Consider the following 14,581-nt stretch of genomic DNA (forward strand, 5'->3'; position numbering starts at 1 on the left):
CCGCAGGAACTGCCTACCGTCGGCGCCGTCAGGATATAACCGGTCCGGCAGGGGAGTTTCATGAGGAGGGGCGCATGCTGACAGCCGAGCAGATCGAGAGCTTCGTCGCCGACGGCTTCGTCCGGGTGCCGAACGCTTTCCCCGCCGCGCTCGCCGCCGAGTGCCGCAATCTGCTCTGGAAGCAACTCGACGTGGATCCCGACGACAGCTCGACCTGGACCAGGGAGGTCGTCCGGCTCGGTCTGCGGGGCGACGACGCGTTCGTGCAGAGCGCCAACACCCCGGCGTTGGTCGAGGCGTACGACCAGCTCGTCGGTGCGGGCCGGTGGCGACCGCTGGACATGGTCGGGACGTTCCCGATCCGTTTCCCGGTGGACCGGGATCCGGAACAGGCCGAGGACTACGGCTGGCACATCGACGCCAGCTTCCTCAGCCCCGAGGGCGTGGCCGCCATGAGCAGCGGCCAGGACTGGGAGGGCGAGCTCCCGCTCGTGCCGCCGGACTACGACCGGATCTTCCGCAGCAACCTGGTTTCGCGTGGCCGGGCCCTGCTGGTGCTGCTCCTCTACTCCGACACCGGCGAGCGTGACGCGCCCACGCTGATCCGGGTCGGTTCGCACCTGGACGTGCCGCCCCTGCTGGCGCCCTACGGCGCCGAGGGGACCTACCTCGCCTGCCGCGACGTGGGCGCGGACCGCCCCCTCGCGATGGCCACCGGGCGGGCGGGCGACGCCTACCTCTGCCATCCGTTCCTGGTGCACACGCCGATCACCAACACCGGCACCAGCCCCCGGTTCATGGCCCAGCCCTCGCTGCAACCGACCGGCGAGTTCGACCTGGACCGCGCCGACGGGCAGTACGTCCCGGTCGAGCGGGCGATCCGGGCGGGACTCGCCCGTGGATAGCCCTGCGAGCTCCCCGTGGCCGGCAGTGCTGCGGCTGGTGTTCGGCGGGATGGCGACGCACGTGGTCGCGCTCGCGGTCCGGCTGCGGCTGCCCGACGCGATCGGCGACGAGGAACGGGACGCGGCAGGTGTCGCCGCCGAGTACGGCTTCCAGGAGGGTCCGATGCTGCGGCTGCTGCGTGCGCTCGCCGCGCTCGACCTGCTCGCCGAACCCCGCCCCGGCCGGTTCACCGTCACCCCCGTGGGCGCGCTGTTCCGCAGCGACCGGCCGGGATCGATGTACCCGCTGGCCCGGATGCTGACCGATCCGACGATGACGAGCGCCTGGCAGAACCTCGAGTTCAGCCTGCGCACCGGCGGCCCGGCCTTCGACGAGGCGTTCGGGATCGACTTCTTCGGCTACCTGTCGTCCCATCCGGAGCTGTCCGAGCTGTACAACGCCGCGATGAGTCAGGGCACCCGGGGAGTCGCCAGGGTGCTGGCCGGCGCGTACGACTTCGGCCGTTTCCGGACGGTCGTCGATGTCGGCGGTGGCGACGGGACGTCGCTCGTCGAGATCCTGGCCGAGCACCCCCGGCTGGGCGGGGTGCTCTTCGACAGCCCGTCCGGTGTGCACGCGGCCGAGCAGACCCTGGAAGCGGCAGGTCTGACGGCCCGCTGCCGGATCGAAACGGGAGACTTCTTCTCGGAGGTGCCGCGCGATGGCGACCTGTACCTGCTCAAGAGCGTGATCCACGGCTGGGACGACGAGCATGCCGCGGTGATCCTGCGCAACTGTGCCCGCGCCGCCAGGGAACAGGGACGCATCCTGCTCGTCGACCACCTGATGCCGGACACCGTGCTGCCCGGGCAGAGCCCCACCACCTACCTCACCGACCTGGGCCTGCTCGTCAACGGTCAGGGGATGGAGCGGACGAGGGACGACTTCGCCGGCCTCTGCGCCAAGGCGGGTCTGCGGATCGCCGAGGTCGGGTCGCTGCCGTCCACGGGCTTCCACTGGATCGAGCTCTGTCCCGATTGACCGTCCGCCAACCGGTCGAGTCGTCGTCCAGGAGGTACGAGTGAGCGACAACCGCGTCATCGTGTTCGGAGGCACCGGCTTCCTGGGGCGCCAGGTCGCGAAGAACCTCGTGGCCGCGGGGCACGACGTGCTCGTCGTGGCGAGAAACGCGCCCAGGGCCACGACCGGGTACCGGTTCCGGGCGATCGACGTCTCGGGGGTACGGCCCGGGGAGCTGGCCGCGATGCTGGCCGCCGAGCGCCCGGCGGCGATCGTCAACGCCACGGGCGGCAAGTGGGGTCTGACCGGACGGGGCCTTGAGGCGAGTTGCGTCGGGGCGACCGAGGCCATCCTGACGGCGCTGGCGATGACCTCGTTGGTGCCACGGTTCGTGCACCTCGGATCGGTGCTCGAGTGTGGGCTCGCCGCACCGGACGCGCCCGGGGCCGCCCAGCGGTCGTCCCGACCCGCCAGCGAGTACGACCGGTTCAAGCTCGCCGCGACCGAGGCCGTGCTGGAGGCCGCGGCGCAGGGGACCGTGGACCCGGTGGTTTTGCGCCTGGCCAACGTCACCGGCCCCGGTGTGCCGCCGGCCAGCCTGCTCGGCCTGGTGGCCGGCAGTCTGGTCGAGGCGGCACGTCGTGGCGGGCACGCGAACATCGAGCTGACCGCGCTGGACGCCCGCCGCGACTACGTGGACGTGCGCGACGTCGCCGAGGCGATCCGGGCCGCGATCCGGGTGCCCGGCACGACCGTTCCCATCGCCATCGGCCGGGGCGAGTCGGTGTCCGTGCGCACGCTGGTCGCCATGCTCGTCGACATCAGCCAGGTGCCGGCCACCGTGGTCGAACTGCCGGCGCCGGCCGCAGGCGCCGAGGACTGGACCCGGGTCGACCTGCGGCCGGCGCGTGAGCTGCTCGGCTGGACGCCGCGGCGGACGCTGTCCGAGGCGATCGGGGCGCTCTGGCGCCACGCGCTGGAAGGCGACCCGGTGGAAAGCCGGTGACCTGCGCCTCCGGCCATCGTCAACGGTTCACCAGCGGGTCGCCCCGCTCGGGCGCTCAGCCGTTCGCCGCGAGGGTGTGCGGCAGCGGCTGCACCTGGACGATGGGCGGATCACACTCGTCCCACGGTCGGGTCAACATGGCCACGAAGGACAGCGACGTGATCGAGTAGACCGCGTGCATCACTCCGGAGGGCGTGCGCGTACACGTCCCCCGGGCGACGTGGATGAACTCCTCCGGGCAGTCGGGGTCGTCCGGATCGTCCTTGGTCACCAGCACCCCCTCCCCGTCGACGAACAGCAGGTATTCCACGAAGTGCGGGTGGTAGTGCAGCCCACGGACCTTGCCGGGGTGCATGGTGATGAGGTTGAACTCCAGGATCGGCTCTGGTGGCACCCAGGTGAAGATGCCGCCCCGGCCGTCCCGGACGGTGTCCAGGTTGCAGCTCGGCTGCAGGACCTCGATCTTCACGATGAACTCCATTCGTCAGTGGGCCCGGAGGGACATCACGGGTACTCGGTGCCGGCCGACTGGCAGGTGCGTCGCCGCCGGCTGGCGTCGTCCCACCGACTGGGAGAGCCGGATGTCACGTCCAGGTACGACCGGCGAGCACGTCGTGGTAGATGGCCTCGAACTCCTTGGCCACCACGACGTGGTCCCACCGCTCCAGCGCCGCCGCCCGGACCGCGTCCGGCCCGGGCAGCGCCGCCACGACGCTCCGGGCCTGTTCGACGGTGAAGTCCGCGCCCTCGGGCACGACCGTTCCGACCGCGGGCACGATCTCGGCCAGGCATCCGTTCGGCGTGCCGATGACGGGCGTCCCGCACGCCGCGGCCTCCGACACCACGGTCGATCCGGGCTCACACCACACCACGCCCCACGGCCCCATGGTGCTCTGCGACAGGACCATCATCGCGGTCGCGCGGGAGATCAGGTCGAGCCGCCGGTCGCCCCCCACCTCGCCGACAAGGTCGACGCTGTCCCCGAAGTCGCGCAGGATCCGGGCCAGGTAGTCCTCTTCCCAGGACGGGCCCGCCACGACGAGGCGACGCCCGGCGGCGCTGGCGAAGGCGGCCGCCTCGTAGGTGCCCTTCCATTCCGAGATCCGACCGAGGTAGAGCAGGTAGTCGTCCTTGTCGGCCCGGAACGGGTAGCGCGCCTGGTTCACCGAGATGCGGACCACCGGCGCGACGTCGTTCTCCGCCTGGGCCCGTTGGGCATACGAGGCGTACACACAGTTGCGCGGATACTTCGGCTTGCCGGTCAGGTGGTGGGTGGACAGGTACGCCATGCCCCGGGGAAGCCGGTCGGGATCGATCTGCCCGCAGGAGAAGTCGTGGACGACGTCGATCGTGGCCGCCTCAGGGCCGTTCAGCCAGGCGTGCATGTCCTCGATCTCGCCCGCGTCCACCACGGTGACCGCCGGTGCGACCGGCGTCGTGCCCGGCGCGCCGAGCAGGAACACCTCGTGGCCGAGTTCGAGCAGGCCGTCCATGTGGTTCGCCACGATCCAGTGGATGCCGGCATAGCCCTGCGGCGGGACCGTGATCCAGTGGCTCGGATCCGTCGGCACCCGCAGTGCCATCGTCACCAACACGACACGCATGAGTCCTCACTCCCCCGCTGACCGCTGCGGTTTCGGCAGATCGCGCATCGGGTCGTTCCGCGGCCGCCACGTGGCGTTGGCCTGTTCGGTGTTACGGCCCTTCTCGACGAACGCGAGATTGTGGTAGAGATGCAGCCCCGTCACGGTCAGGTCCGGGTACGTCGGCTGGTACGGACCGTCGTGGAGGCGATCGCGGTGGTGCAGACCGTCGACGAGTGTCTTGAGGAAGCCGACCGACGTGGCGGGGTCGGACAGGTCGGTGCCGTTTCCACCCCACTCCGGCCAGTACGAGGTGTGCAGGTCCTCGATCACGTACACGCCGCCGGGGCGCACGTGGGGGAAGAGCGCCTGGAACGCGGTGATGACGTGGCTGCTGACGTGGCTGCCGTCGTCGATCACGATGTCGAAGGGGCCGTGCCGCCGCGCGAGGTCGGCGAGCATCGCCGGGTCGGCCTGGTCACCACGGAGCGTGGTGAGCCGTGGCTCGTCCAGCAGCGACTTGTCGTACACGTCGAGCCCGTACACGCTGCCGCGGTGGAAGTAGTGCTTCCACATGCGCAACGAGGCCCCGCCGGCGTCCGGCTCGTGGTAGCCGCCGATGCCGATCTCCAGCAGGTTCAGCCGGTGGTCCCGGAACCCGCCGAGGTGCCGCTCGTAGTGGGAGGTGTACCAGTGCCCGCCCCACTTGTCCGAGCCGAACCGCAGCGCCAGCGCGGCCAGGTCGCCACGGTACGGCTCGCACGCGCGGAGAGCCTGGTAGGCCGCGCGGGTCGCCTCTTCCCGCCGTACCAGCCACGGGTCGTCGGGCTTGTACTCCACCGGGCCGGGCTCGTCCTTCATCACCACGTCCCGGCCGGTACCGGTCCACGGGCCGGCCGGCCCGAACACGTCCCGCACCAGCGCCGCCAGGTCGTACCGGACTCGCACCCACGGGTCGTCGGTCCGGCCCGGCCGCGCCTGGCCCCCGTCCGGACCGGCCGCCAGGAGGTAGGAGATCTGTCGCGCGTCAGCGACGTCCACGTCGATCTGTACGGTCAGCGGCGTCGCCGGGCCCGGGTAGAGGACGGTCCGGCCCGCCACCTCCGCCATGGCCACGGCCACCACTGCTTCCGGATCCTCGGCCGCGAGGTGCACGCCCGGGTCGGGAGCGTCCGCCGCGGCGAGCAGCCGCTGGACGAGCGAGCCGGTCACGACCCCACCCGCGAGTCGGTCCGCGACGCCTGCACGACCCGCAGGCTGGGCAGCGGGAAGATCAGCTTGGTTCCGGCCGCCACCGTGGCCGCCTCGCGCGCCACGATCTCGTCGTGGAAGTGCCACGGCAGCACCAGGTAGTGGTCCGGGCGGCGGGCCCGCGAGTCGGCCTCGCTGATGATCTCGATGTCCGTACCGAGGGTCCGCGCGCCGACCTTGTCCGGGTTGCGCTCGGCGGCGTACGGGATCAGCGTGCGGTCGATCCCGCAGTACTGCAGGAGGGTGTTGCCCTTGGTGGAGGCGCCGTAGACGTGCACGGTGCTTCCGCTGTCGCGCAGACCATGCAGCATCTTGACGAGTTCGTCGCGGTGCGCCCGCACGTTGTCGGCGAACCGCTCGTACGGCTCGCTCTGGTCCAGTCCCAGCTCGCGCTCCTGCGCGGCGAGTTCCGCCACCGACCCGTCGGCGTGGTCGGCGCCCTCGGTGGCCCGGGTGACGACGCAGCAGATCGAGCCGCCGTTCATCCCGTTGACGCTTGCCCGCCTGATCTCGAGCCCGGCCTGACGCAGGATGAAGGTCAGGGTGGAGAGCGAGTAGTACGACAGGTGTTCGTGGCAGATGCTGTCGTACCCGGTGGTCGCCAGCATCTCGCGCAGGTAGGCGACCTCGACCACCCAGACGCCACCGGGAGCGAGCATCCGCTCCACCGCGCGGGCGAACGCCACCGGGTCCTCGACGTCGTAGAACATCGCGATCGACGTGACGACGTCGAACGTCCCGGCGTGCTCGTCCAGCGCCGGGCTGGGGAAGAAGTCCCGGACCAGGGTGATGCCCTCGGGCGCGTCGTCGGTCGCGTTCGACGGGTCGATCCCCCACAGTTCGGCCCCGCGCAGGTTCTGCAGCAGGGTGCCGTCGTTGCAACCGATGTCCAGGGCCCGCCGGAGCGGCCGGCCGAGTGCCGCCACCCCGGATTCGGCGATCTCCCTGAGGTGCGTCCGCATGGTGTCGTTGATGCGCGAGCGGTACCAGTAGGTGTCGTACAGCAGACCGGGGGGCAGGGTGTGCCGCAGCTGCACGAGGCCGCAGTCGCCGACGCAGCGGGTGAGTTCGAGCGGGAACTTGACCGCCGGCGGCTCGGGTGTCCCGGGCTTGACGAAGGACCCCTGCAGATACTGGTCGCCGAGGTCGAGGATCGTACGGAGCGTGCCGCCGCAGACCCGGCAGTCCGTCCGCGCGTTCACCTGTCGTACCACGCTCTCGTCATACGCTGATGCGGTCCGACTCACGTAGCGGTCTCCTTCGTGTGGGGTTTCCGGGCGACGAGCAGAAGGTCCAGATAGAACGGCGCGTCCGGGCCCTCGCGTCTCCCGAGATCGCCGAATGCGCGATCCAGATACGTGTCCAGGGAGCTGGGTAGCAGGTGGTCCACCAACCACAGGGAGCGCAGCACCAACCCGACCGGGCCGATCGCGGGCCAGCCGTTCTCGCGTCCGTACCAGCGCAGCAGGAGCAGCAGTCCTCGCGGCCCGCAGGTCAGCTTCAGCACCCGGTCGACGGCGAACCCGGCCAGTTCGGCCTGCCGGGCCAGGCCGTCCGCCGTCCACCGCCAGAGGTCCTGACCGCCGTGCTCCTCCCACACGCCGTGGGTGGACAGCACCAGCCGGCCCCCGGGCCGCAACAGCCGCAGCGCCTCACGCAGGTAGGCGTCCGCGTCGGTCACGTGCTCGAGGACCTGGGTGGACAGCACGCCGTCGAACGTCGCGTCGGGTGCCGGACAGCGTCCGTCGTGGTCGAGCGCGTAGTCGGCCGGGTAGGACTCGCCGCCGGGAATGTCGGCCGTCTTCAGATCGGCCGCGGTGAACAGGTTCCGGTACGGCGACGTGCCCGCGCCGTAGTCGAGCCAGTTGCCGGAAGCGTCGCCCAGCACCTCGGCGAGCGCGTCGCGCAGATCGATGAAGTGCGCGTAGGCCCAGTCGCCCCGGCGCGGATCCGTCCGTTCGCGGAAACGTTCGGCCATCACCTCGTCGAGGGTCGGCTCGGCCTGCTGCTTCGAGACGGCCCCGAGCACGGCGTTCACCCCCGGGAGCCGGCCCAGCAAGCCGATCACCGCCGGGGCTCCTGCCCACGGTGGACCGGCGGTGTCCGGTCGGACCGGGGACGCGCAGCGCTCGGGGTGAGCGGGACCGGCGTCACGCCAGCGGCGTCGCGCCGAGGGGCGATCGGGCTGCACTCGACCCGCTCGGCCGGGTGCCGTACCACCATGGTCATGGGCTGAGCCTGCCCCTTCGGGTTGCGGCGAAATCGCGGACTTCCGCGCTGTCAGCGTCGGCAGGTTCGCCTTTCGGCCGAGAATGTCAAGCCTCGCCACGTCCGCGGCGCACGACCTGACCCCGGGCCCGCCGAAGGCGCGGACATTGACCTTGGGCTCGCCTGATCCGACCCTATCGAGCCGTGCCTGACAACTGACTAGGGTTTCCCCCACAACCGCGGATCCGCCAGGACAGGGGCCGAGGATCGCGGGTGCCGGCGCCGCCGGCAGAGCGCGAAGAGTGGGAAACTGACTAGAATTCGACGAACCCGGTTCGACTTCCCGCTGACGGTTCGATCAGCGGGATGTTTCGTGCCAGACTCACCCCGCCGCCTCGAAAGGCCGCCATGGCAGGTGGGCCGCGTGCATCGACCGCGTGCGGTGCGCCTTTCCAGATCCGGCACGCGTCCCCTGCCCCGTCACATTGACTAAGGTGCCCAGCCATGTTCAACCGACGACAGCTACTCGCCCTCGGAACCGCCACCGCCACCGGCGTGGCGGCCCGCCTGGTGTTCAAGGGTTCACCGACCGCTGAGGCAGCGCCGGTGAGCCCGCACGCGAATCACCTGCTGCCGGCAGTCAGCGAGGTCGGCGCGACCACGGTGACGGTCACCCCGTTCACCGAGCCGATGCCGGTGCCACCGCAGCTGAGCCCGGTCTCCCAGGCCGGCGGCGTCGACGTCTACGAGATCCCGATCGAGCCGGCCCAGGTCCAGATCCTGCCGGGACTGTCCACCCCGGCCTACACCTACGGCGGCTCGTTCGTCGGCCCGACGATCCGGGCGCGGACCAACCGCCCCGTCCGGATCACCTACACCAACGGGCTGGACAGCCACACGAACGTGCACCTGCACGGTGGCCGCGTGCCGGCCAGCAGTGACGGGCACCCGATGGACATCATCGAGCCGGGCGGCTCGCGGGTCTACGACTACCCGAACGTCCAACGCGGGGCCACGCTGTGGTACCACGACCACACCCACGACTACGAGGCCGACCACGTCTACCGCGGCCTGCACGGCTTCTACCTCATCGAGGACCCCGCCGAGCGGCACCTGCACCTGCCCAAGGGGCGCTACGACGTCCCGATCCTGCTGCGCAACGCGCAGTTCGACGAATCCGGTGCGTTCGTCTTCGGCAACCCCGACGACCGCACGACGATCCTGGCCAACGGCAAGGTTCAGCCGTACTTCCAGGTGGCTCCCCGCCGCTACCGGTTCCGGCTGCTCAATGCGGCCCTCAAGCACGTCTTCCGGCTCAACCTCGGCGGCCAGACGATGGTCCGGATCGCCTCGGACAGCGGCCTGCTTCCCGCTCCCACCACCCACACCGAGCTGGCGGTCTCCTCCGGTGAACGGGTCGAGATCGTGATCGACTTCGCCGAACACCGCGGACGCGGCCCCGTCTACCTGTTCGACGGCGACAACCCGATCCTGCGCTTCGACGTGGGGTCCACCAGGGTCATCGACACCAGTCGCGTGCCGGACCGCCTGCGCGAGCTGCCGCCGCTGGGCACGCCGACGGTGGAGCGGACCGTGGAACTGAAGTTCGACATGTCCGGCCGGCCGCCGACGGCCTTCATCGACGGCAAGGTGTTCGACCCCAACCGGGTCGACATCCAGGTCAAGCGGGGCACCACGGAGATCTGGAACATCGTCAACGGCGACACCGATCCGTACCCCTTCGACCATCCCTTCCACCTGCACCTGGTGCACTTCCAGGTGCTCGGCCGCAACGGCGGGCCGCCGGCTCCGGAGGACACCGGTCTCAAGGACACGGTGTACGTGTCGCCCAAGGGCTCCGTCCGCTTCCAGGTCACCTTCGACGCGCCCTTCGTCGGCCGGTACATGTACCACTGCCACTACCCCGAGCACTCGTACCTCGGGATGATGGCCCAGCTGGAGGTCGTGCCCTGACGGCTCAGCCGGACAGGGTCACCATGGCCGGATGGGTGCCGAACAGGCTGACCACCCGCACGTCGTCGACGCCCAGCCCGGCGGCGGCGACCGCCCCGGTCAGTTCCTCGAACTCGTGCAGCAGCAACACGGCCAGGCCGTCGGCTGCAAGCACCCGGCGGATCTCCCGGAAGAGCCGCGCCGGATCGTCCGCGAGGGCACCGCGGGCCAGCACCTGACGGTCCCACGGTGGATTGCTGACCACGCGGTCCACCGTCCCGGCGCCCAGTGGCAGGCGCCCGGCGTCACCTACCGCCCAGGTGACGCCGGGCGTCCCACCTGCCGAACCACGGCGGACCCCGTCGAGTGCCCCCGCGTTGGCCACAGCCGCGCGGACCGCGGCCGGATCGTGATCCAGGCCGAGCAGGACGGCTCCCGGACTCAGCCCGCCGGACTCGAGCAGGATCGTGCCCGTGCCGCAGCACGGGTCGACCACCCGCATCCCGGCGCGGATCCCGGCCAGCCACGCCAGCGCGGCGGCCAACGGCGGGTGCAGCGTGCCCGGCGTGGAGGATGTCTTGTAGGAGCGCCGGTGCAGCGGCCGGTCGGCTATCCGCACCGCCAGGGCCGCCTGGGTGCCCTCGACGGTGACCCGCAGCGAGAGGCTGCCCTCAGGCGGCGCCTCGCCGTTGCGGCGGGAGTGGAAGCGCAGGCCCAACCGGGCCGCCGCGGTGCGGCCGACGGCCTCCTCGACGTCGTACCGGTTGTAGTTGCGGCGGCCGAGGAAGGACGCCGCCACATCGAGTGTCCCGGCCCGGGCGGAGTAGCCGTAGGTCTTCCGCACCTCGAGCAGTTGCCGCAGCGGAGCGTCGCGCGCCAGGCGGGTGAAGGCAGCCAGGGCCGCCTTCGTGTGGTCCGCGTCCTCGGTCACCCCGGCGAGGAGGAACAGGTCGTCCACGGTACGCAGGTCGAGCAGGCTCGGCTCCGGACGGCTCGCGCGGAACCACACCTCACGGTGCCGCTGGTGCTCGACCCCGCAGCCGCGCCCGGCCACCTCCCTGGCCGCGACCTCCTCCAGGCCGCGCAGGGTCCGCGCCAAGAACCGCACCGTCACCATTCTCTCCCTCGGGCCCGCGTCGTCGCGTGCCCGAACGTACCAGCGCGGTCCCTCCAGGCGATGCACGCTGCACGGGGCAGCATGGCGTCCCGGGCAGCGGCCTCACCGCACCACCGGGCGGGTGATCAACTGCGCCTGGTTCTCCTCCCGCAGCGCCTCCTCGGCATTGTGCTCGATCCGGCGCATCGCCCGCTGGAGCATCGGCGGCGCCATGACGGACGTGAGGACGGCGACGAGCACCACGATCGTGTAGGTGGCGGTGTTGAGGATGCCCAGGCGCAGCCCGACCATCGCGATGACGATCTCCACGACGCCCCGTGAGTTGAGTCCCGCCCCGAGGGCGACCGCCTCCCAGTGGCTCTGGCGCGTCAGCCGGCCTGCCAGGTACGCGCCGCAGAACTTGCCCAGGACGGCGAGCACCAGGATCACCAGACCGGCCACGAGCACCACCGGGTCGGCGAGGGCGCGCAGGTCGACCCGGAGCCCGGCGGTGGCCAGGAAGAGCGGCGCCAGCACGGAGAGCACCACGGTACGCAACGGCGCCAGCCGGGCCGGCTCGACGCCTCCGGGCAGCCCGAGCAGGACTCCCGCCACCAATGCGCCGAAGATCGCCTCAAGGCCGAGCGCGTGTCCGGCCGCCGAGAACAGCAGGACGGTGACGACCGCGATGGCGACGGCTGGCCCCACGTCGATCTGGGCGTTCGCCCACCGCATCGCACGCCTGACCACCGGGCGGCCGATCAGCGCCGCCGCGACGATGAACAGGACGAGGTTGAGCAGCGAGGCCAGCACGTTCCCCACGGTGAGGGCGCTGACCGCCATGGACGAGATCAGCGACAGCATGAACCAGGCGAACGCGTCGTCCAGGGACGCTGCGGCGAGGATGAGCTGACCGACGTCACGGTGCATCAGCCGCATGTCGGTGAGCGTCTTGGCGATCACCGGCACGGCGCTGACGGCCATCGCCACCCCGAGGAAGAAGGCGAACATCACGCGCTGGTCCGTCGCCGCCAACAGCGCCGCCGGCACCAGCAGGCCGGTGGCCACGCCCAACCCGAGGGGCAGCAGGAGGCCACCCATGGTCACCGTGGCGACCGTGCCGGCCCGGCGTCGGATCAGTCGCAGGTCGACGTGCAGCCCGGCCACGCCGACCAGCAGCACGACGCTGAACTGCCCGAGCGCGTCCAGCAGGTGCATCTGCGACGGCTCACCGGGCAGCAGCCAATGCCCGACGGAGGGCGCCAACTGGCCCAGCAACGACGGCCCGAGCAAGATCCCGGTCAGCAACTCGCCGACGACCGCCGGCAGGCCGAAACGCTGCGCCAACCGGCCCAGAATGACGGCCAGCAGCAACAGGACCCCGACCTCGAGAAGAAACAACAACAATTGATGTGAAGCCAGGGGAGCCACGGGTGCGGCGCTCGCGATCATCAATCCTCCATCGCGCACGATCGGTGAACGGGCCCATCGTCGTGCGGCGTCCGCCAGACCGGTCAGTTCGTTCGGCGCGGCTCGGGCATCCGGCGACGGGGCCCGGTCGGCACTGGCGGAATCCTAGCCCCTTTCATGTCGATGAACCTCGATTGATCGAGGGCAGGAAAAGAAGGGGGCAGCGGATTCGCAAGGCGGCGGGCGTCGAGACCTTGGCCCACAGCAGAACAGGGTGCACCTTCCTGGCGGGTAGGGGCAGCGGGCGGCGGTCCGACCGACGGATCGACCGAGGTCCTGCCGCGCGGCGAGGGCCCTGGCCGGCGGATTCGGGGCGGGGCTCCGGTGTCCCTGGCCGCCGCGACCGCGCTCGGCGCCACGCCGGCCCACCCGGCGTCGGGAATCACTTGTCTAGTGTTTTCCATGACATCGGCGAGCCCGCAACCGCGCCGAACACTAGGGAATTCCCTGACGAAGGGCGTGCGATCATATGCCAGATGAGTACAGACGTTCGCTCGATCTGCGGCCGGGACCACCGCCCCGCACATCGATTCGTCTGGCGGTGCACGATTCCGGCCCCGAGTCATGCGCCCGCGTCACTCCGGTCCGGGGATCCGAGCGAGGACGAAGGTCCGGAACCGGATCCGCGCAAGCGGGTGGTTCCGTGAACTCCTCGGTGGACCGAGAATGCGGGGAAATGCCGAAAGCCCCCGCAGGCCGCCCGCCTCCCCGCTGAGCCCTCCGCCGTGGCCGCAGCCGATCCCAATGCGCGAAGGACCGTCATGGAGCATCCCCGAAGTCTCTATCTTGATCTCCTCGAAAAGGTCGTCACGAACCTGATCTACGAGGACCCGCCGGTGCCCAACCAGTGGCTGCACGAGCGGGAGTTCAAGGCGACCAACCGGGAGAACGGCAAGGACTGGCCGAGCATGGCGCACACCATGGTCGGGTTGAAGCGCATCAGGAACATCCGCGCCCTGTTGGAGCAGGTCATCGCGGACGGCGTCCCCGGTGACTTCATCGAGACGGGCGTGTGGCGCGGCGGCGTGTGCATCATGGCCCGTGGGGTGTTCGAGGCCTACGGGATCCGGGACCGGACGGTGTGGGTGGCGGATTCGTTCGAAGGGATCCCGGACACCGGGGCCGACGGTCACCCGATGGACCAGGCCCTGGGGCTGCACCACTGCAATGACGTGCTGGGCATCCCGGTGGAGGTCGTACAAGCCAACTTCGCCCGCTACGGGCTCCTGGACGACCAGGTGCGGTTCCTGCCGGGGTGGTTCTCGGACACGCTGCCACACGCGCCCATCAGCCAACTCGCCGTGCTGCGACTCGACGGCGACCTCTACGAGTCGACCAGGGACGCCCTGGTCAACCTGTATGCGAAAGTCAGCCCGGGCGGATACGTCGTGATCGACGACTACGTCATTCCGGCCTGCCGCAAGGCGGTCCAGGAGTTCCGCGCGGCCCAGGGAGTCACCGAACCACTTCAGGTGATCGACGAGTACAGCGTCTACTGGCGGCGGGCGGCCTGAGCCTCGATCCACCGACGGGATCCGGACCGGCGGCACCTGGAGTCGCAGCCGGCGACGCCCATCCGCCGTTCCCGGATCCGCTGCGGGTGCAGGCCGGACGGCGGATCGAGGACGGCCACCCGGTCACCCACCAGCTCGCAGTCCACGATCATCGCCAGCGGCACGGCCCTGACGCCTCGTCGTCGATGGCCCCTGCTGGCCGGCGGTGACCAGATCGGGCACGCAGAGCATGGTGATGTCCTCGATGGCCTCCAGCCGGCGAAGCCGGGCCAGCCGCTGACGTCACCGACGTGACCCTCGGCGCATACCCGCAGATCGCCGTTGCCGGTCGTGGTGGCCAGCCGCCCCGAGACGCTCAGCGCCAGCGACGGGGCGGCGACCCCACCGGCGTCGGTGGCGCCGGCGCGGCTGAGCACCGACGTCGAGGCGCCGATCAGCCGGGGGTGACGGTGAGGGCGGCGGCCACGGTCCACGGACAGTCACCGGCGTTGGCGCGGGTCACCGTCCGGGTCGACGAGGGCACGCCGACGGGTGCCTCTCCCCGAGGTCGAGGTCGAGCGCGGCGGCGTCGGAGCGCAGCACGGCACGTCCGGCG

At 70.8% G+C, this 14,581-nt stretch carries 14 protein-coding genes; 6 read left to right on the forward strand and 8 right to left on the reverse strand.

Annotation, left to right across the window (positions count from 1 at the left end; translation table 11 throughout):
* The first annotated feature begins 74 nt into the window (after positions 1 to 74).
* The 3 genes from HDA31_RS25885 to HDA31_RS25895 are packed head-to-tail and all read left to right on the forward strand — an operon-like array spanning position 75 to position 2,911.
* Positions 75 to 905 (forward strand): phytanoyl-CoA dioxygenase family protein, encoded by an 831-nt coding sequence (locus tag HDA31_RS25885; RefSeq protein ID WP_178063228.1) that lies wholly within the window; start codon positions 75 to 77, stop codon positions 903 to 905.
* The gene (locus tag HDA31_RS25890; RefSeq protein WP_219824995.1) at positions 898 to 1,926 is read left to right on the forward strand and encodes a methyltransferase; all 1,029 of its coding nucleotides are present in this window, start codon (positions 898 to 900) and stop codon (positions 1,924 to 1,926) included. Before HDA31_RS25885 ends, HDA31_RS25890 begins: the two co-directional genes overlap by 8 nt.
* Before the next feature lie 40 nt (positions 1,927 to 1,966).
* Complete coding sequence (locus tag HDA31_RS25895; RefSeq protein WP_178063227.1) at positions 1,967 to 2,911, forward strand: NAD-dependent epimerase/dehydratase family protein; 945 nt, start codon at positions 1,967 to 1,969, stop codon at positions 2,909 to 2,911.
* A gap of 55 nt (positions 2,912 to 2,966) precedes the next feature.
* Here the strand turns inward: HDA31_RS25895 and HDA31_RS25900 are convergent, their stop codons facing one another.
* From HDA31_RS25900 to HDA31_RS25920, 5 genes are all read right to left on the reverse strand, one after another.
* Positions 2,967 to 3,380: a cupin domain-containing protein gene (locus HDA31_RS25900; RefSeq protein ID WP_178063226.1), complete on the reverse strand. Its 414-nt coding sequence runs from the start codon at positions 3,378 to 3,380 to the stop codon at positions 2,967 to 2,969.
* 115 nt (positions 3,381 to 3,495) lie between these two features.
* Positions 3,496 to 4,515 carry a glycosyltransferase gene (locus HDA31_RS25905; RefSeq protein ID WP_178063225.1) on the reverse strand — a complete coding sequence of 340 codons (1,020 nt, stop codon included), beginning with the start codon at positions 4,513 to 4,515 and terminating at the stop codon, positions 3,496 to 3,498.
* Positions 4,516 to 4,521: 6 nt separating this feature from the next.
* Entirely contained in the window at positions 4,522 to 5,706 is a 1,185-nt protein-coding gene (locus HDA31_RS25910) for a class I SAM-dependent methyltransferase (protein ID WP_178063224.1), read from the reverse strand.
* Positions 5,703 to 6,959: a class I SAM-dependent methyltransferase gene (locus HDA31_RS25915; protein WP_246384341.1), complete on the reverse strand. Its 1,257-nt coding sequence runs from the start codon at positions 6,957 to 6,959 to the stop codon at positions 5,703 to 5,705. Before HDA31_RS25915 ends, HDA31_RS25910 begins: the two co-directional genes overlap by 4 nt.
* Positions 6,960 to 6,988: 29 nt before the next feature.
* Positions 6,989 to 7,783 (reverse strand): class I SAM-dependent methyltransferase, encoded by a 795-nt coding sequence (locus HDA31_RS25920; RefSeq protein ID WP_246384340.1) that lies wholly within the window; start codon positions 7,781 to 7,783, stop codon positions 6,989 to 6,991.
* 674 nt (positions 7,784 to 8,457) lie between these two features.
* Between HDA31_RS25920 and HDA31_RS25925 the strand changes: the two genes are divergently transcribed.
* Positions 8,458 to 9,927, forward strand: a complete 1,470-nt coding sequence (locus HDA31_RS25925) for a multicopper oxidase family protein (RefSeq protein ID WP_178063221.1) — start codon at positions 8,458 to 8,460, stop codon at positions 9,925 to 9,927.
* A 4-nt stretch (positions 9,928 to 9,931) separates the two neighbouring features.
* Here the strand turns inward: HDA31_RS25925 and HDA31_RS25930 are convergent, their stop codons facing one another.
* Together HDA31_RS25930 and HDA31_RS25935 are read right to left on the reverse strand one after the other, a co-directional pair.
* On the reverse strand, positions 9,932 to 11,020 hold the full coding sequence (locus HDA31_RS25930; protein WP_219824994.1) for a methyltransferase domain-containing protein: 1,089 nt from the start codon (positions 11,018 to 11,020) through the stop codon (positions 9,932 to 9,934).
* A gap of 105 nt (positions 11,021 to 11,125) precedes the next feature.
* The gene (locus HDA31_RS25935; RefSeq protein ID WP_246384338.1) at positions 11,126 to 12,406 is read right to left on the reverse strand and encodes a cation:proton antiporter; all 1,281 of its coding nucleotides are present in this window, start codon (positions 12,404 to 12,406) and stop codon (positions 11,126 to 11,128) included.
* An 827-nt stretch (positions 12,407 to 13,233) separates the two neighbouring features.
* Between HDA31_RS25935 and HDA31_RS25940 the strand changes: the two genes are divergently transcribed.
* Positions 13,234 to 13,986, forward strand: a complete 753-nt coding sequence (locus tag HDA31_RS25940; protein ID WP_074476984.1) for a TylF/MycF family methyltransferase — start codon at positions 13,234 to 13,236, stop codon at positions 13,984 to 13,986.
* Here HDA31_RS25940 and HDA31_RS25945 read toward each other — a convergent pair.
* On the reverse strand, positions 13,965 to 14,150 hold the full coding sequence (locus HDA31_RS25945; RefSeq protein WP_178063218.1) for a hypothetical protein: 186 nt from the start codon (positions 14,148 to 14,150) through the stop codon (positions 13,965 to 13,967). The two genes, HDA31_RS25940 and HDA31_RS25945, sit on opposite strands and share 22 nt — an antisense overlap.
* Positions 14,151 to 14,307: 157 nt before the next feature.
* Here HDA31_RS25945 and HDA31_RS32650 point away from each other — a divergent pair, with 157 nt between their 5' ends.
* Positions 14,308 to 14,433: a hypothetical protein gene (locus HDA31_RS32650; protein WP_260422066.1), complete on the forward strand. Its 126-nt coding sequence runs from the start codon at positions 14,308 to 14,310 to the stop codon at positions 14,431 to 14,433.
* Positions 14,434 to 14,581 lie beyond the last annotated feature (148 nt).

This window comes from Micromonospora carbonacea (assembly GCF_014205165.1).
Classification (GTDB): domain Bacteria; phylum Actinomycetota; class Actinomycetes; order Mycobacteriales; family Micromonosporaceae; genus Micromonospora; species Micromonospora carbonacea.